The following is a 17,886-nucleotide window of genomic DNA, read 5'->3' as shown; positions in this document are numbered from 1 at the left end:
CTTTCGGCCTAGGGAGGCGGCCATGGCCTCCCTTGCCGCCTCCCTGCCCCGTTCCGATGCCCGCCCGCGCGCGGTTGCGTCGTGGCTGCTCGGCATTGCTTTGCTGGTATTCGCTATGGTCGTGGTTGGCGGCATCACGCGGCTGACGGAGAGCGGTTTGTCGATCACCCGCTGGGATGTGGTATCAGGCACGCTGCCGCCGTTGACAGAAAGCGAATGGTTGCAGCAGTTTACGCTGTATCAGCAATCCAGCCAGTATCAGTTGATGAACCGCGGCATGAGCCTGACCGAGTTCAAGGGCATTTTCTTCTGGGAATATGTCCACCGCCTGCTGGGCCGCCTCATCGGCCTGGCCTTTGCGCTGCCGCTGCTGTGGTTCTGGATTCGCCGCCAGATTCCAGCTGGTTACAAGCCGCGCCTGCTCGCCCTGTTTGCGTTGGGCGGCCTGCAGGGCGCCATCGGCTGGTGGATGGTCGCCTCTGGCCTTGTCGATCGCACCGAGGTGGCGCCGGAACGGCTGGCGGTGCATTTGTCCAATGCTTTGATCATCATGGCCGGCTGTATCTGGACCGGGCTTGATCTCATCGACGGCGATGCGCCCCGCCATGATCGTCCCCGTGCCTGGGTGTGGCCGCTCACCATATTGCTCAGCCTCCAGATCGTCTGGGGCGCCTTCACCGCCGGCTTGCGCGCCGGCCATGCCAGCGACACCTGGCCGCTGATGTTCGGCGTGCTGGTGCCCGACGGGATCCTGGGCAGCGCCATCGACGCGGTCAGCGATCCGGTGAGCGTGCAGTTCATCCACCGCAGCCTGGCCTGGATTGCCGCCGGCGGTGTGCTGGCGGTGGCCGCGCAGTTGTGGCGCGCGGGCGGCGGGGTCCGGGCGCTGGCGATGGGTGGCGTTGTGCTGGCGCAGTTCGTGCTGGGCGTTTCCGTCATCCTGAATCACGTGCCGGTCTGGCTCGGCGTCGCGCACCAAGCCGGCGCGGCGCTGCTGGTGGCAGCCATGGTCTGGGCGGCGCACTGGTCAAGAAGGGGTCCTGCATGACCGCGAAGAATGTGCTCGGCGGGCCGCTCGTCCCCTGCTCGCTGGAACCGCTGACCGGCTGGTATCGCGACGGCTGCTGCAACACGGATGCAGCCGATATCGGCCTGCACACCGTGTGCGCTGTGATGACCGATGAGTTCCTCGCCTTCAGCAAATCCGCTGGCAACGATCTGTCCACGCCGCGCCCGGAATATGGCTTTCCCGGCCTGAACCCCGGCGACCGCTGGTGCCTGTGCGCCCGCCGCTGGGAAGATGCCCGCGTGGCCGGCTTCGCGCCGGAAGTGGTGCTGGAAGCCACCCACGAGACGACTCTGGAAGTGACCATGTTGGGCCACCTCCAGGCCCACGCCGTGTGATCATCCCGTGGGACGGCGCGGACTTCGCCGGCGCCAAGCTGGCGGCGCTGGTTGACGACCACATCCTGACCTACCGCCGCGACACGAAGCCCAACATCCCCTGGCCCGGCCTGATCGATCTGCCCGGTGGCGGCCGCGAGGGCGATGAAAGCCCGGCAGCTTGCGTCCTGCGCGAACTCCACGAGGAATTCGGTCTGCACTTGCCCGAATCCCGCCTCTGGTGGGCCCGCCCCTTTCCGGCGATGGATGCGCGCAGTGGTTCCTTGGGCCGCACCGGCTGGTTCCTCGCCGTCACGATCACCCATGCCGAAATCGCCGCCATCCGCTTCGGCGATGAAGGCCACAGCCCGCAACTGCTTGGGGTGGCGGATTTTCTGGCCGCCAGCGACGCGATTGCGCCGCTGCAACAGCGCCTGCGGCTGGTGCTGGAAACGCCGCGAAACGGCGCGGTGCTATAATACCACAGGCCAAAAACCCCGGTTTTTCCTTGACCTGCGCGGGGCTTTGCACGATACGCCGGCTCGACGCCGGGGCCAAAACCTCGGCCGTTTCGCATTTTGAAGAATGGAATCAACGCCATGCTCTCCCGGACCACCGCCTCGGCCAAACCGGCCGACATTGAAAAGAAGTGGCTGCTGATCGATGCCGAAGGCCTCGTCGTTGGCCGTCTCGCCTCGATCATCGCCAACCGCCTGCGCGGCAAGCACAAGACTAATTACACCCCGCACGTCGATTGCGGTGACAACGTGATTGTCATCAACGCAGACAAGGTGCGCTTCACCGGCAAGAAGACCACGGACAAGGTTTACTATCGCCACACCGGTCACCCGGGCGGCATCAAGGAAACCACTCCGGCCAAGATCCTGGAAGGTCGCTATCCGGAACGCGTGCTGATCAAGGCCGTGGAACGCATGGTGCCGCGCGGCCCGCTGGGTCGCGATCAGATGCGCAACCTGCGCGTGTTTGCCGGTGCCGAGCATCCGCATGTCGCCCAGTCGCCGGAAGTGCTCGACGTCAAGTCGATGAACCGCAAAAACACCACGCTTGCTGGTTGAGGAATAGAGAATGTCTGACAATCGCCAGTCCCTTTCCGACCTCGGCACCATGGATGCCGACGCTCCGGTCAACACTGCCCACACCGGTGGTGGCGGCCCGCCCGCCCCGCTGCGTGAGCAGGAAATCGATGCGCAGGGCCGCGCCTATGCCACCGGCAAGCGCAAGAACGCCATCGCCCGCGTGTGGCTGAAGCCCGGCACCGGCAAGATCACGGTCAACGGCCGCGATCAGACGGTGTATTTCGCCCGTCCGTCGCTGCGCCTGGTGATCAACCAGCCGTTCGACGTGGCCGAACGCCGCGACCAGTATGACGTGGTCTGCACCGTGGTTGGTGGTGGCCTTTCAGGCCAGGCCGGCGCCGTGAAGCACGGCATCGCCCAGGCGCTGACCAAGTATGAGCCCGTTCTGCGCACCCCGGTGAAGCAGGCCGGCTTCCTGACCCGCGATCCGCGCGTTGTCGAACGCAAGAAGTACGGCAAGGCCAAGGCCCGCCGCAGCTTCCAGTTCAGCAAGCGCTGATCCGGATTACCGGTTCAAGATCAACGCCGGGGCAGAAATGCCCCGGCGTTTTTCGTTGTTCGGCAAACACTTCATCGCAGCGAGGCGACCATTCATCAACAAGGCGGACCTGAATCGGGGGCGTTCATCTGCGCTTAAGATAGAAACATTACATGCATGTAATCTTCGCAGCCAAGGAGTATTACATGCGAGTAAGTGCCCCCCTGATCCTCGCCCTCTCCCTTGCCAGTGCCATGCCTGCACTGGCGCAAACCGCCTTTGATGGCCCCTACATCGGCGCCATGGTCGGCCTGCAGGCCCACAGCCAGAACCGCGTCCTCACCGAAGGCACCGCGGGCTTCCTGGGTCTGCCCAGCAGCGTCCGTCCCGATTTTCAGGATCTGCGCTTTGAAGATGGCTGGCAGGGCAGCGCCGTTGCCGGTTACAATTTCAGCAGCGGCAAGATCGTCTATGGCGTGGAAGGTGATTTCACCATCGGCAACGTGAAGGGCGCCAACAGCTTTGTCGGCGCGTCGATCCCGGGCCTGGCGCCGCAGGGCCTGACCACCAACATCAACAGCCGGCTTGGCAATCGCGGCTCGCTGCGGGCGCGGCTGGGTTACAGCTTTGGCGACAAGCTGTTGGCCTATACCACCGCCGGTATCGCCGTGGGTGACACCCGCGCCCAGGCGGCGGTGCTGGTGAACGGCGCCCCCACAGTTGGCTGGTCCGGCGAAGCGGAAGCGACCCAGACCGGTTACACCGTTGGCGGCGGCCTGGAGCACAAGCTGTCGAAGACGATCGGTCTGCGCGCCGAATATCTGTTCACCGATTTCGGCACGCACCGCGTGACCGCCACCGGCAACGCGGCCGTGCGCGGCATCGCGGCGCTGAACGGCATCGATTATGTGGCCGCCGTGCCCAATCGCGGTGGCGCGGCCCGGGTGGGTGTCACCATCGGGTTCTGATCACCCGCGACGCATAGCCCCGGTTGGCCATGGCCAACCGGGGCTTCTCTTCCCCTTTCGGCGCGCCACTGGCACAAGGCGCGCCATGATTCGCAGCCTTATCTCCTTCGTTCTTGCCCTGCTGGCCCTGCCGGCGCTGGCCGCCCCGATCAGTGACCAGCCGCACACGCGGGTGGAACTGATCGCGCAGAGCAGTGCGCCCGCCCCCGGCAAGCCGTTGCAACTGGGCATCGTGCTCACGCCCAAGGCCGGCTGGCACACCTATTGGCTGAACCCCGGCGATGCCGGTGCGCCGACGCGGGCTGAATGGCGCCTGCCGGCCGGTGTGTCGGCTCCGCCAGAACTGCAATATCCGGTGCCGGGCACGCTGGTCGTGTCGGAGCTGATGAACCATGTCTACGAGAAGCGGAACATATTGCTGACGGAACTGGCGGTGCCCGCGGGCCTTGCCGCGGGCACCGCCTTCCCGATCGAAGTGCAGGTCGATTGGCTGGTGTGCAGCCACGAACAATGCGTGCCGGAATCAGCCACCCTGTCGCTACCGTTGGTGGTGGGCGACGGCGCCGATGATGCCACCATGGCGCCGCAGATCGCCGAAGGCCGCGCCGCCCTGCCGCGCGCGCTCGCCGCCGCCGCGACCTGGGCGAAAGCCGGCACGCGTTTCGTGCTGAGCGTGCCGATGGCCGGCCTCGACAAGGTGAAGAGCGCCTGGTTCTTCCCCGCCGGCGATGCCGTGATCACCCATGTGACGCCGCAGAAGGTCACGATTGCGGGCGATGCGCTGCGCATCGAGACGGATGCCGGCACCCCCGGCCCTGAAGGCGAAGTGACCGGCGTGCTGCGCGTCGAGATGGCCGGTGAAGCGCCGATGGGCTTTGCCATCACCGCCAAGGAAGGCAGTGTGCCCGGCCCCGGCGCGGCGTTGGCGGCCACCGCCGCCGGTGGCGACAGCGGCAGTGATGGCGGCCCCGGCCTGCCACTGATCCTCTTGGGCGCGGTGCTGGGCGGCCTGATCCTCAATGTCATGCCCTGCGTGTTCCCGATCCTGTCCTTGAAGGCGCTGGCGTTGGCCAAGGGCAATGTCGGCCCGGCTGAAGCCCGCACGGAGGCGCTGGCCTATACCGCCGGCGTCGTGCTGGTTGTCACAGCGCTGGGCGGCCTGGTGCTGGCCCTGCGCGCCGCCGGCAGCCAGGTCGGCTGGGCCTTCCAGTTGCAGGATCCGCGCGTGATCGCCTTCCTGCTGCTGCTGGTTACCGGCATCGCGCTGAACCTTGCAGGCCTGTTCGAAGTCACGCTGACCACCGGCAATCTGGGGCAGGAGAAAGCCCGTTCCGGCGGCGCATCAGGCGCGTTCTTCACCGGCGCGCTCGCAGCCTTCGTCGCCACTCCCTGCACCGGCCCGTTCATGGCCGGCGCGCTGGGCGCGGCGCTGGTGCTGCCCACGGTGCAGGCGCTTTCCGTCTTCGCCGGCCTTGGCCTTGGCCTCGCCCTGCCCTTCCTGCTGATCGGCTTCAGCCCCGCGCTGCGCCGCCGCCTGCCCAAGCCGGGTGCGTGGATGGTCCGCCTGCGCGCCATCCTCTCCGTCCCGATGTTCCTCACTGCGCTGGCACTGGCCTGGGTGCTGGGGCAGCAGGTGGGCGTCAACGGCATGGCGATGGGCCTTGCCGGCACGCTGATCTTTGGCCTGTTCCTGTGGTGGCTGGGCAGCCGCCAGCATGGCGGCAAATCGCTGGCCATCCCCGGCATTGCCAGCCTCGCCACCATCGTCGCCGCCGTGCTGCTGGTGCCCACCGCCGCCCCGGAAGGCGCCGCGAAAGCCACGACCTCCGCCGCCAGCGAATTGAACGCCGTGAAATATACGCCGGCCGCGCTCGCCGAACTCCGTGGCGCGAACAAGCCAGTCTTCCTCTACATGACCGCCGATTGGTGCCTCACCTGCAAGGTCAACGAAAAGGGCGCCATGGCCGATGCGGCGGTGGCGGACTATTTCAAGGCCAAGGGCATCACCGTGATGGAAGGCGACTGGACCCGCAACGATCCCGCCATCTCCACCTGGCTCGCCGAACACAAGCGGGCTGGGGTGCCGGTCTATGTCTATTACGACCCCGCCGGCGGCGAGACGGAGCTGCCGCAGATACTGACGGTGGACGCGCTGACCACGTTAAAGGTGTAAAAAGGCCTCCGGCGGGCAGGGTCGCAGACCCTGCACCCGTTCGATGGCCCAATGCTGACCGTCCGAGGTGCAGCACGTCAAACCATGACCGTCATCCCGGCGAAAGCCGGGACCCATCTCCTGCACGTCTTCACTGTGGAACATTGGGGAGATGGGCCCCGGCTTTCGCCGGGGTGACGTCCGGGAAGGAAAGCACCGCCCGAAAACGAAAGTGGGTGCAGGGGCTCAGCCCCTGCCCGCTGGAGGCCCACTTTTCTAGGCCAGCGTCAACGAAACCGACACCGGCCGGTGATCGCTCGTCTCCCCTACCTTTCGAGGCCGCATCGCGTTCACTCGTTCGTGGATGGCATGTTCCACCAGGCCGGCGCCGCCGCGGATGCGGGGGAGCTGGTCTTTCACGACGAGGCGCTGGGTGAACATGATGTGATCGAGCAGCAGGTGGGGATCGCGGGTGGGGTCCACCGGGTCCTTGCCGGAGAGCTTGTAGCTCCAGCGCAGGCCCGCTCCGCTGCCAGTGACGGGCGTGCCATAATCGAAAAGTGCGTGATTGAGGAAGCGTTCGGCTTCGAAGATGCTGCCCTGCAAATTGCCGATCAGATCGAAATAGAGGTGCTTGCGCTCGAACACTTCGCGGCCCGGCCCGTCGTTCAGATCGCCCATCACCATAACGGCCGGATTGGCATCCTGGGCGAAGCGGGCGTCGATATATTTGCGGATGTTCTCGGCTTCGGTGGCCAGCTTGATGCGGTCGTTCATCACTTCCTTCAGATAGGGTTCGGTGAATGTGGTGCGGGCTTCATCTTCCCAGATGCCGGTTCGGGTGCTGTTGAGCTTGGAGCGCAGGTGCGCGCCGATCAGTTCGACGCGCAGGCCGGCGATGGTGGCGACCAGCACCTGCGGCTGGCGAACATGGTTCCAGGCGCCGGCCTTGCGTTCGGCCCAATAATAGAGGCCCCATTTGCCATCGTCACGCGCCTGATCGGCGGCATCGGCATATTGGCTGGCGGCGAAGCGGCGCCAGATCTTCGGATCCTGCAGTTCCGCCTGCAGATTGAGCGACGCCTTGACCAGGAACCAGATCCACTGGCCGCCGGTGATCGGATTATCCGGATAGCCATACAGCTTGCACAGCGCCTTGCGCGGGTTGTTCGGCAGTTTGGCCAGTGCCTCGGCGGTACCGGGGATGGTGGGCACGACATAGGGCACGTGCAGCGTGGCCGCCCATTGCTGCAGCAGCGGCAGATCGGGCGTGGCTTCGGTGATGCACAATATATCCGGGTCCATCTGCGCGATCTGTTCGCGGATGAACGGCAGCCGCGCCGCATCCTTGCCGCCCGGCGCAATCGCGTCGTGCATGTGCTTGATGTTCCAGCTGGTGATCTTGAATTGCGCCATGGCCGCATCATCCCCGGTTGCGGCAGGCCTGTTGGCGCTGCCGGTGGTGCGACCCATGGGATGAGTGTCGCTGTTCGCTGGTCAGCTGGCAAGTGTGGTTGAGGCCTCAAACTTCACCAGCAAAGCCCAGCACGCGCAGCGCGCCATCGGGCAACGGGCGTTGCAGGGTGGCGGCTTCGGCCCAATCGGCGGTGAGCCAGCGGCGCTGCTCATCGGTCGTGGTGAGGATCACCGGCATGGCCTTGGGGTGATGCGGCGCGACATCGGCGTTGGGTTCGCAAGTGAGGAAGCCGAACAGGGTGAGCGTCACCTCGCCTTCGGCCTTCTTGCGCACGCCGGTCCAGCGGGTGGCGAGGCCGGCGAAGCAAGCCAGCGGATCGTCTGTGGCCGGCGCGAACCACAAAGGCTGGAAGCCCTGATCCGTCTTCACATGCTCGGCGAACGCCGTGAACGGCACCAGGCAGCGATAGGCCGGCGCCAGCCAGCGGCGCCAGTGGGGGGAGGCGGTGTTGCGGATGTTGGTGATACCGCGATCCACCGTCTTGCCTTCCAGCGCAAAGGCCGGGCTTGGCATGCCCCAGCGCGCCAGGCAGAGGCTTGGGCCAGCAGTGTCGCCGCGGGCCAGGCCGATGATCGGCGCTTCGGCATCGGGATAGAGGCCGCTCAGTACCGGCAGATTGCCCAGATTATCCTGCACCGCGCCCAATTCCAGCGTGCGCGCCAGATCGCGCAGGGCCTGCTGACCCTTGGTGAGCGCATAGAGATTGCACATGGCCAGCCCCTTTCAGCGCCCATCAAACCCGGCGGGCACGGATTGGCAAGACACCCTGCGGGCGGGGATTGGCAAGTGGCCCTGCGGCCCGGCGGAAACATTCGCCGGGCCGCAGGGTGAAAGCGCCTGAAGCGGGCGGCTTCCGGTCCGCACGGTTCAGGGCCTTGGTGGCTGCCGCATGCAGGGGTGCGGGGCAGGCACCAATGGTGGGATGGGCTGCTCAGAGCGGCGGAGGCGCCAGAGTCCACATCCACAAGATCGTGGCCAGTGTGCCAACAACCCCCAGGCCAAGGCGGCGGGCAACGCGATCCCTGCCCGGTGCCGGCGGTGGCCCGAGGCCCAGCGCGGCGCCACTGTTGGGGACCGGCGCATCAAACGCCGAACGCCGGCGCACGGAAAACAACAGATCGGACCGCGTTGCAGTGGAGTGCAGCGGCGAACCGGGGCGCCGCACCGGAGACGATGAACCACGATGGACTGGCACGGCGACACCTCAACCCTTGATGACAGGGTGAAATGTGCCACAGGCCCCGGCCGCCAGCGCGGCAGAGCCGGTCCATCATGGAGGGTTCAGCTGCGGTTTCCGAACCAGATTGGAGGAAGTCGCTGCGCCCACGGTGCCGCCGCTTCCAACTGGAACGCCAGATCCAGCAGCCGCGCATCATCGCCGCGCCGGCCGGCGAAATGCATGCCCAGCGGCAGCCCGTTGGTGGCTTGCATGATCGGTACGCTCATTGCCGCGGCACCCGCCATGTTCTGCACCGGTGTGTAGGCCACCAGCCGCATCATGTCGGCCACCACATCGGCCGGCGGGCGGCTGTGTGACAGATACCCAATCGGCACCGCATGGCGGCTGAGCACCGGAGTGAGCAGCACATCGTGATCGCGGAAACTGGCATCATAGGCGGCGCGATAGGCCAGCAGCCGGCCGATCAGCGCCTGGAAATCGGCTGGCGACAAGGCGGCGCCCTGTGCGGCCAGGTGGCGGGTGAGCGGCTCCAGCTGGGCAACGCCATCGGCCCCCATCGCCTTGCTGACGAAGCCCACCGACTGCGCCGCGCTGAACGCCCAGAAGCTGAGGAAATCCCGGCCGAAATCTGCCGCGTTGAACGGCCAGCTGGCATCGGAAACATTGTGGCCCATGCCGGTGAGCAGCGTGCGGGTGCGGGCGATGCCGGCCAGCACTTCCTGATCCGGCTGGCTGCCATCGGCGGTCACCGTGATCACCCCGATGCGCAAGCGTTCCCCCACCGGGCCGGCCAGACGCGGCACGGCAGCACCCAGCCCATCGGCACCGGGCGCCTGCAGCGCCGCCATGGTGAGCGCAGCATCACGCACGGACCGGGTGAGCACATGATCCACCGCAATCTCGCCGGGATCATCCGCCGTCTTCTGCCCCGCCATGCGGCCGCGGCTGGGCTTGAAACCGAACAGGCCGGTGAGCGCCGCCGGAATGCGGATCGAGCCGCCGCCATAATTGGCATGGGCAATCGGCACCACGCCGGCCGCCACTGCCGCCGCACTGCCGCCCGACGAACCACCGGGAGAGAAATCCGGATTCCACGGGTTGCGGGTGGCGCCGTGCGACAAGGGCTCGGTCACGCACATCAGGCCGAATTCCGGCGTTGCCGTCTTGCCGAGCGGCAGGGTGTTCATCTGGGCAAAGGCATCGACAAAGCGTTCGTTGGCGGTGGCCGGGGGTGCTTTCTCAAACGCGCGGCTACCGTTGCGGGTGGGCCAGCCCTTGTAGTCGTTCAGATCCTTGATGAAGGTCGGGATCACCGGCTTGCGGTCGTCCGTGGGCAGCGCACTGATCGCCCGCGGCCGATCGATCAGAACGGCAAAGTTCAGCTTGGCCTGCGCCGCTTCGGCCCGCTCCAGCGCCGCCAACACCGTCTCGCGCGCGCTCGCGTCCCCACTGCGGATGCGCGCGGCGAGACCCATGGCATCATCGGGCGCAGCCGCGGCCGCACGCGCCGGCACGGCCGTCGCTGCCACGGCGCCGGCCAGCAGATGCCGGCGGTTCAGGGTGAAATCGGCCATGGCTGTGCTTCCCTTGTCGTTTCACCAAGGTTGGCATGGGAGCGATGGACGGGGAAGAGGAAAGAAACAAACTCCGGCGGGCAGGGGCTGAGCCCTGCACCCACTTTTGTTTCAGTGCGCGAATGGCCGGAGGGCAGAGGCCACGCCCCTACCCGCCTGCGATCAGTTCAGATCAGGCCGAAACCGTCTGGCGACGGCGGCGCGCGGCGGCACCAACAAGGCCGAAGCCGGCGATCAGCATCGCCCAGCTCGCCGGTTCGGGAACGCCCGGGGCACCGATGGTCAGGCCAGACCAGTTTTCCACATTGTTGGTCGTCAGGGTCAGGCTGGTGAACTTGCCCTTGAACTGGATCACGCCGTGCGCTTCACCGGCACTGATGGTGTTGCCGTTGATGGTGAAGACACCATTGCCCCAAAAGCCCCGGCCCTGATCGACAAGGCTGAAGGGCGCGCCGAAGGTCCAGTTGGTCTGGATACCGCCCTGGCCCAGGCTGATGATGGCGATGTAGGGGTCGCGCACCGCCTTGGAGAAATTGATGGTGTGCACCACACCATTGCCCGACGGCGCGACGAAATCATTGTTGGTGGGCAGGTTGGACAGCGCATCATAGGCCGCCCATGGGTTACCGCCGGTGCGCCAGTAATCGGTTCCGCCTGAAACCTGGAAGGTGTGGAACGGGCCGTTCATGGTGACAGTGCCACCGGCGAAGGAGCCGGTGGCGGTGCCGCCGGCAACGCTGGTCCAGTCGGTCCATTGAATTGCGGCACTGGCTGATGTCGACATCAGCGCGGCCACGGCGACGGCAAGAACCCCACTGCGCATAACAAACCCCCTCAAAAAGCCACCAATCGGCAACCAACGCGCGAGTCGCACGCCCGATGCCGAGAAGTTAACCTTTTCTTAGCAAATTATGCAAGATTGAATCCGCAGGAGCCGGGGGACCACCGGCAGCAAGGGCGGATACGGGAAAAGAGGAGGACACGAGCCTCCGGCGGGCAGGGTCGCAGACCCTGCACCCGTTCTATTCAGCGTGCGCTTGTCAGCAGCGCGTGAGTCATGATGGCGCGAGCTGGCATCCACTGCGCCGCAATTGGTGCGAGCACCACGGTGGATGCTGGCCTGCGCCAGCATGACGACGGTGTTTTGGCCAAGGAGCAACCCGACATCCAACGGGTGCAGGGTCTGCGACCCTGCCCGCCGGAGGCTGTTCTTCTACTTCCGCTTGAACACCTGTTTCCCGGCCAGCCAGGTGGCCGTCACCTTGATCTTCCACAGATCGCCTTCCGGCGCCGTGAACGGATCGCGTTCCAGGGTGATGAAATCGGCATATTTGCCCGGTTCCAGCGTGCCCACCTTGGTTTCATTGTGGCCGGCGCGGGCGGCCCAGGTGGTGAAACCGGCGAAGGCATCGGCCATGCTGACCTTTTCCCACGGGCGCCAGCCGCCGGCGGGCAGGCCATCGCGCGATTGGCGCGTCACGGCGGCGTGCAGGCCGAACATGGGATCGGGCGGTTCGACCGGGAAATCGCTGCCGAAGGCCAGTTCGGCGCCGGATTTCTTGATCTGCTGCCAGGCATAGGCGCCGCCCAGCCGGCCTTCACCCAGCCGCGCTTCGGCCATGCCCTTGTCGGACGTGGCGTGGGTGGGCTGCATGGAGGCAATGACCTTCAGGCTGGCAAAGCGGCCGAGATCGGCCATGTCGACAATCTGGGCATGTTCGTTGCGGTGGCGGCGAGCCAGACGCTCGGTCAGCGGCACGGCGGCAAAGCCATCCATCGTGGAACGGTTGGCCTGATCACCGATGGCGTGGACATTGACCTGGAAGCCTTCCTTCGACGCTTCGGTGATATAGGTCTTCAGCTTGTCGGCCGGGGTGATTTCCAGCCCGCGCGTGTTCGGCATATCGCTGTAGGGCGCGATCAGATAGGCGCCGCGACTGCCGAGTGCGCCATCGGAAACCAGCTTCATCGATTGCATGGCGATGAGGTCATCATGGCTCCACGGGATCGGACCGACCGGCGCGATCGCCTTGCGGTTGTCGGGGCCGCCGGCCATCGCATAGATGCGCGCGGTCAGCTTGCCCGCCTTGGCAAAGCGGACGTAGCGATCCCAGGTCGGCTTATCCATGCCGGCATCATGGGCGCCAGTGAGGCCGACTTCGGCCATGGTTTCAAGGGACTTTTCCAGCACCAGATCCAACCGCTTCTCGTCGTCATCGGGGATGACGCGGGTGATCAGCGCCATGGCCTTGTCCACGAACACACCGGTGGGATTGCCGGCGGCATCGCGGATGATCTCGCCGCCATCGGGGGCCTTGGAATCACGGGTGATGCCGGCGGCTTTCAGGGCGGCCGTGTTGGCCCATCCGGCGTGGCCATCAACGCGCGTGAACCAGGCTGGGCGGTCACCGGTGACTTCATCCAGTTCGGCAGCGGTGGGGAACCGGTTGATCAATTTGCCATCGGCGTACCAACGTTCCTGATTCCAGCCGCGCCCCATGATCCAGCCGGCAGCGGGAATGCCCGCCTTGATGCGGCCCAGCGCTTCGGGGATGGAGGCGGTGTCGCGCAGATTGACGATCAGCTTCAGCTCGCCCAACCGCATCACATGGCCATGGGCATCGATCAGGCCCGGCCACAGCGTGGCGCCGGCCATGTCCACCTTGGCGCCGGCGGGCAGCGCGGTGCCAGCCTTCAGCGTGGCTTTCACCTTACCGGCGTCGTCCACCACCAGCGTCGCAAAACGCTGCAATTCGCCCTGGCTGTCGAGCGTGTAGCCATTGGCATTGGTGTAGAGCGTGTCGGCAAACCCCGGCGTGGCGGTGGCGAGCAGTGCGGCAAGGATCAGTTTCTTCATTTCGGGTTTTCCCCTGTTTTCAAAGGTCTTTGGCCATGAACACCCAGTGCGGGAACATGATTTCCGGTACTTCCACTTCCGGATAGGCCGAAATGCACTTGAATCCCAGCCGCTCATAAAGGCCAATCGCGGTTTCCAGCGTGGGCGACGTATCGATGAACATGGTGCGATAGCCAAAGTCGCGCGCGTCGGCGATCAGCCGCTCGACGAGGCGGCGGCCCAGCCCCTGCCCCTTGGCAATATCGCGCACATAAACGCGCTTCATCTCGCACACGCCGTCCCGCACGCGGCGCACACCGCCCATACCGATTGGCTGGCCGTCCTGTTCCAGAATGTAGAAACAGCTTTCCGGCGGACCGGGGCCGAGCGTCTTCGGCAAGGCCGCAGGCAGATAGGCGCGGATATCGCCGTCGGGGAAAATGTCGGCCAATGTGATGGCAAAGCGCGCAGCAACGCCGGAGAACACGAAGTGCAGATATTCGGCGTTGAGATCGATCAGCAGCACTTCGTCATCCGGCAGGCGCGCAGAGCGCCAGGTGATGCTCACCGCACCAGCCGCCGGATCAGGCTGGACGTGTCCTGCCGCGCGCCGCCCATGCCCTGCACATCGGCATAGAATTGATCGACCAGCGCGCCCATCGGCAGCGGCACGCCCAGCCGGCGGGCTTCGTCCAGCGCCAGGCCAAGATCCTTGCGCATCCAGTCCACCGCGAAACCGAAATCGAACTGACCGAGCGTCATGGTGCGGGCGCGGTTGTCCATCTGCCAGCTCTGGGCGGCACCCTTGGAGATGACGTCCACCACCGCATCCATGTCCAGCCCGGCCTTCATGCCCAGCGCCAGGCCTTCGGACAGGCCCTGCAAGATACCGGCGATGCACAGCTGGTTGACCATCTTGGTGAGCTGGCCGGAACCGGCCGGGCCCATGTGGCCGATGCGCTGGGCATAGGCGCTCATCACCGGTTCGGCGGCGGCAAAGGCCACATCCGTGCCGCCGACCATGATGGTGAGCTTGCCATTCTCCGCGCCGGCCTGGCCGCCCGAAACCGGCGCATCCACCACGTGCAGGCCGCGCGTTTCGCCTTCGGTGGCCAACCGGCGGGCGATGGCGGCCGAAACCGTGGTGTGATCGATGAACAGCGCGCCGGGCGCCATGGCGGCGAAGGCGCCATCGGGGCCCAGCGTAACCGCTTCCAGATCGGCATCGGCACCCACGCAGGCGATCACCACATCGGCGCCTTGCGCTGCCGCCGCCGGTGTGGGCGCGGCGCGGCCACCATGGGCAGCGACCCAGGCGGCGGCCTTTTCGGCGGTGCGGTTGTAAACGGTGAGGCTGTGGCCAGCGGCAGCAAGGTGGCGTGCCATCGGCCCACCCATCACACCCAGCCCCAGATATGCGATCTTCTTGCCCATGCGCCGGCCTTAACGCCAGCAGGGCAGGTGCGCAATCAGGAGGCGGTTGGCGCGGCCGGCAGGAATAACGACACCACGTCGCGGGCCAGCCGCGCCGGGCGCATGGTGGCGACATCGATGCAGCACCAGGTGCTCTTCACTTCGGCGATCACCTGCTCGCCGCGCTTGAACATGGTGGTGAAAAAAGCGCGGGCGCCCTGCACGCCTTCGGCAACCACGCTGGCCACAACATCATCTTCCAGAAACGCCGGCGCCCGGTAACTGATGTTGTGGTTCAGCGCGACCCACAGATGATTGGCCACCGCATCGGCCGGCGCGGTATTCTGCCAATAGGCCACCACCGCATCCTGCACCCAACGCAGGTAAACGGCGTTGTTGACATGGCCCATGTGGTCAATGTCTGCCGGCGCCACTGCTACGTCATGCCGGTACATCGAACACGAATCCCTTTGCAATAAACATGATGAATTGCTCATGTTTGGGCCGACTGGTCAAGGCTTGACGGCGACCGGTGCCCGGTTCCATGCGGTGAACGGATGGCCCAGCCGCTCCCTTTCCGCCGCCAGCCGGTGCAGGCCCGCGCTCGCGCCCGCGTCGATCTGATCCTCGCCACCGCTGCTGACATGGTGGCCGAAGCCGGCACCGGGTCGCTGAACACCAATCACCTTGCCGCGCGGGCCGGGATTCCGGTGGGCAGCGTCTATCAGTTCTTTCCGGACAAGACCGCGCTGCTCACCGCCCTGGCGCAAGCCCAGGTGGCCGCCTTCGAAGCGACGCTGGTGATGCCGGCCGATCCCGATCCGGCCAACTGGAACCTTGGCGAAGAAGTGCGACGCGGCGTCTCGGCACTGGCGGCGTTCATGACGGCGCACCCGGCCTATCCGCAGCTTTATCTGGCGGCGCGCGCTGGCGGCGGGCCGGCGGCCAGCATGCTGGAAGGCGGCGCCGCGCATTTCGCCGCCATCTTTGCTGCGCGTGCGCCCCAGATCGCACCGGCCGATCGTGATCGTCACGCCCATATCGTGGTGGAAACCGCCCAGGCGCTGCTAGCGCTGGCCGCGGCCGGGCCAGACCGGGCCACGGCGCTGCCCATCACCACGCGCGAAGTGATCGAACTGATCGCCCGCTATCTCGCCCCCTTCTACGGGTAGCGCAGCCCGCCCTGCGGCGTTATGGAGCAGGGATGAACGCTACCGCTCCCGTTTCGCCGGCCCCGCTGCCGATCTGCCTTGCCGATGTGGAGGCTGCTGCGCTGGCCATTGCCGGCAAGGTGATCCGCACGCCGTGCCTGAAATCGGAAACGTTGAGCGCGATGACCGGCGCGCAGGTGTGGCTGAAGTTCGAAAACCTGCAGTTTACCGCCGCCTACAAGGAACGCGGCGCGCTCAACCGCCTGCTGACGCTGACCGCCGAGGAACGCGCCCGGGGCGTGATCGCAGCGTCCGCCGGCAACCATGCACAAGGCCTGGCCTATCACGCCCGCCGGCTGGGCATCCCGGCCACCATCGTGATGCCGCGCTTCACGCCGATCGTGAAGGTGCAGCAGACCGAAAGCCACGATGCCAATGTCGTGCTGTTCGGCGAGAAATATGATGATGCCAGTGCTCACGCGCTGGAACTGGCCGCCAAGAAGGGGCTGGTCTACGTCCACCCGTTCGATGATGCCAAGGTGATGGCCGGCCAGGGCACCGTTGGCCTGGAAATGCTGGAAGACGTGCCGGAACTCGATACGCTGGTCGTCCCCATCGGCGGCGGCGGGCTGATTTCGGGCATCGCCACCGTCGCCAAGGCGCAGGATCGCGAGATCAGCGTGATCGGCGTGCAGGCGGAGCTTTACCCGTCGATGTATGCCGCGATGAAGGGCCAGAGCGCCACCTGCGATGGCGACACGCTGGCCGAAGGCATCGCCGTCAAGAACCCCGGCAAGCTCACCCAGGAAGTGGTGCGCGCGCTGGTGGATGATATCGTGCTGGTGGGTGAACGCGATCTGGAACGCGCCGTTTCCCTGCTGCTCGGCATCGAAAAGACCGTGGTGGAAGGCGCTGGCGCTGCTGGTCTGGCCGCCCTGCTCGCCCACCCGCGCCGCTTCAAGGGCGCCAAGGTTGGCCTGGTGCTGTGCGGCGGCAATATCGATACGCGCCTGCTCGCCAACGTGCTGCTGCGCGATCTGGCCCGCTCCGGCCGGCTGGCGCGCCTGCGCATCCGCCTGAAGGATCGGCCGGGGCAATTATTCGAAGTCGCCCGCATCTTCGATCAGCAACAGGTCAACATCCTGGAAGTCTATCACCAGCGCGTGTTCACCAACCTGCCGGCCAAGGGCCTGATCACCGATATCGAATGCGAAACCCGCGACCGCGATCACCTCGATCGGCTGGTGGAAGCCCTGCGCGCCGCCGGATACGAAACAAGGATGGTCGAAGCGGACTGATCTGGCGTTGGACGGACTCGCCAGCCGCGCAAAGCGTTGATAGGTTCGCCGTTATGGGGGGAACAGTCGCAGGCGAGGGCCTTCACGGGTGACGGACCAAAGTTATCGATTTCCGCGTTTCTTCGTGACGGCCCCTTCGGCCTGCCCCTATCTGCCGGGGCGGACCGAACGCAAGGTGTTCGCCGAACTGAAGGGCGATGACGCGCCGGCCATGGCCGAAGCCCTGGGCCGCATCGGTTTCCGCCGCAGCCAGAATGTTGTCTATCGGCCCAGCTGCGATGGCTGCAACGCCTGCATCTCCGTCCGCGTCCCCGCCAGCCGTTTCAAACCCGGCCGCAGCCAGAAGAAACTGCTCGCCCAACACGCCGATCTGGATGTGCATGCCTGCGAACCCTGGGCCACCGAAGAACAATGGGCCCTGCTCCGCCGCTACCTCGCCGCCCGCCACCCCGATGGCGGCATGGCCGCAATGGACGCCCATGATTTCTCCGACATGGTGGAACAATCGCCCGTTGATACCGTGATGGTGGAATATCGCGAACGGACCACGGATGGCCGCCTCGGCCGCCTCATCGGCTGCTGCCTCACCGACAAGCAAACCGACGGCCTGTCGATGATCTACAGCTTCTACGATCCCGATCTGGCCTCGCGGCCCGGCATGGGCAATTTCATCATCATGGACCACATCACCCGCGCCGCCCGCGCCGGGCTGGCCTTCGTGTATCTGGGCTACTGGATCGAAGGCTGTTCGCGCATGGCCTACAAGACGAAATTCCGCCCGGTGGAAGCACTGATCGGCGGCCAGTGGCGGGAAGTGGAATGAAGCGCGGATAATCCCGCCCGTCCCCGCACCTTATTTGCCCATCACCGGAACATGAC

At 65.9% G+C, this 17,886-nt stretch carries 18 protein-coding genes; 10 read left to right on the top strand and 8 right to left on the bottom strand.

The window, feature by feature from the left end:
• The first annotated feature begins 22 nt into the window (after positions 1–22).
• The 7 genes from RT662_RS03060 (at position 23) to RT662_RS03030 (ending at position 6,099) form a co-directional block, all read left to right on the top strand.
• Positions 23–1,048 (top strand): COX15/CtaA family protein, encoded by a 1,026-nt coding sequence (locus RT662_RS03060; protein ID WP_313669052.1) that lies wholly within the window; start codon positions 23–25, stop codon positions 1,046–1,048.
• Complete coding sequence (locus RT662_RS03055; RefSeq protein WP_313669050.1) at positions 1,045–1,404, top strand: DUF2237 domain-containing protein; 360 nt, start codon at positions 1,045–1,047, stop codon at positions 1,402–1,404. The genes RT662_RS03060 and RT662_RS03055 overlap by 4 nt, the downstream gene beginning before the upstream one ends.
• Complete coding sequence (locus tag RT662_RS03050) at positions 1,401–1,862, top strand: NUDIX hydrolase (RefSeq protein WP_313669049.1); 462 nt, start codon at positions 1,401–1,403, stop codon at positions 1,860–1,862. The genes RT662_RS03055 and RT662_RS03050 overlap by 4 nt, the downstream gene beginning before the upstream one ends.
• Before the next feature lie 120 nt (positions 1,863–1,982).
• Positions 1,983–2,459, top strand: a complete 477-nt coding sequence (rplM, locus tag RT662_RS03045; protein ID WP_313669048.1) for a 50S ribosomal protein L13 — start codon at positions 1,983–1,985, stop codon at positions 2,457–2,459.
• A 10-nt stretch (positions 2,460–2,469) separates the two neighbouring features.
• Entirely contained in the window at positions 2,470–2,979 is a 510-nt protein-coding gene (rpsI, locus tag RT662_RS03040; protein ID WP_313669047.1) for a 30S ribosomal protein S9, read from the top strand.
• Between the two features lie 185 nt (positions 2,980–3,164).
• Positions 3,165–3,926: an outer membrane beta-barrel protein gene (locus RT662_RS03035; protein ID WP_313669046.1), complete on the top strand. Its 762-nt coding sequence runs from the start codon at positions 3,165–3,167 to the stop codon at positions 3,924–3,926.
• 85 nt (positions 3,927–4,011) lie between these two features.
• Complete coding sequence (locus tag RT662_RS03030; protein ID WP_313669045.1) at positions 4,012–6,099, top strand: thioredoxin family protein; 2,088 nt, start codon at positions 4,012–4,014, stop codon at positions 6,097–6,099.
• Positions 6,100–6,354: 255 nt separating this feature from the next.
• On the opposite strand, the gene RT662_RS03025 is transcribed toward RT662_RS03030, so the two are convergent.
• From RT662_RS03025 to RT662_RS02990, 8 genes are all read right to left on the bottom strand, one after another.
• Positions 6,355–7,551, bottom strand: coding sequence for a hypothetical protein (locus tag RT662_RS03025; protein WP_313669044.1), 1,197 nt, complete (start codon positions 7,549–7,551; stop codon positions 6,355–6,357).
• A 49-nt stretch (positions 7,552–7,600) separates the two neighbouring features.
• On the bottom strand, positions 7,601–8,266 hold the full coding sequence (locus RT662_RS03020; RefSeq protein ID WP_313669043.1) for an SOS response-associated peptidase family protein: 666 nt from the start codon (positions 8,264–8,266) through the stop codon (positions 7,601–7,603).
• A 570-nt stretch (positions 8,267–8,836) separates the two neighbouring features.
• A complete protein-coding gene (locus RT662_RS03015) occupies positions 8,837–10,309 on the bottom strand; it encodes an amidase family protein (RefSeq protein ID WP_313669042.1) in 1,473 nt (490 codons plus the stop codon).
• Between the two features lie 172 nt (positions 10,310–10,481).
• Positions 10,482–11,132, bottom strand: coding sequence for a PEPxxWA-CTERM sorting domain-containing protein (locus RT662_RS03010; protein WP_313669041.1), 651 nt, complete (start codon positions 11,130–11,132; stop codon positions 10,482–10,484).
• A 390-nt stretch (positions 11,133–11,522) separates the two neighbouring features.
• A complete protein-coding gene (locus tag RT662_RS03005) occupies positions 11,523–13,166 on the bottom strand; it encodes an amidohydrolase family protein (RefSeq protein ID WP_313669040.1) in 1,644 nt (547 codons plus the stop codon).
• 19 nt (positions 13,167–13,185) lie between these two features.
• Complete coding sequence (locus RT662_RS03000) at positions 13,186–13,713, bottom strand: GNAT family N-acetyltransferase (RefSeq protein ID WP_313669039.1); 528 nt, start codon at positions 13,711–13,713, stop codon at positions 13,186–13,188.
• Positions 13,710–14,579, bottom strand: coding sequence for an NAD(P)-dependent oxidoreductase (locus RT662_RS02995; RefSeq protein WP_313669038.1), 870 nt, complete (start codon positions 14,577–14,579; stop codon positions 13,710–13,712). The genes RT662_RS03000 and RT662_RS02995 overlap by 4 nt, the downstream gene beginning before the upstream one ends.
• 35 nt (positions 14,580–14,614) lie before the next feature.
• Positions 14,615–15,013: a thioesterase family protein gene (locus tag RT662_RS02990; RefSeq protein ID WP_313669037.1), complete on the bottom strand. Its 399-nt coding sequence runs from the start codon at positions 15,011–15,013 to the stop codon at positions 14,615–14,617.
• A 102-nt stretch (positions 15,014–15,115) separates the two neighbouring features.
• Here RT662_RS02990 and RT662_RS02985 point away from each other — a divergent pair, with 102 nt between their 5' ends.
• The 3 genes from RT662_RS02985 (at position 15,116) to RT662_RS02975 (ending at position 17,830) form a co-directional block, all read left to right on the top strand.
• Positions 15,116–15,730: a TetR/AcrR family transcriptional regulator gene (locus tag RT662_RS02985; RefSeq protein ID WP_313669035.1), complete on the top strand. Its 615-nt coding sequence runs from the start codon at positions 15,116–15,118 to the stop codon at positions 15,728–15,730.
• A 32-nt stretch (positions 15,731–15,762) separates the two neighbouring features.
• Positions 15,763–17,007, top strand: coding sequence for a threonine ammonia-lyase (locus RT662_RS02980; protein WP_313669033.1), 1,245 nt, complete (start codon positions 15,763–15,765; stop codon positions 17,005–17,007).
• Between the two features lie 88 nt (positions 17,008–17,095).
• A complete protein-coding gene (locus RT662_RS02975) occupies positions 17,096–17,830 on the top strand; it encodes an arginyltransferase (protein ID WP_313669031.1) in 735 nt (244 codons plus the stop codon).
• The last annotated feature ends 56 nt before the right edge of the window (positions 17,831–17,886 follow it).

This window comes from Sandarakinorhabdus sp., assembly GCF_032115815.1.
Classification (GTDB): domain Bacteria; phylum Pseudomonadota; class Alphaproteobacteria; order Sphingomonadales; family Sphingomonadaceae; genus Sandarakinorhabdus.
Note: the sequence above shows the minus strand (reverse complement) of the source record. Positions and strands in the feature narration are given on the sequence as shown.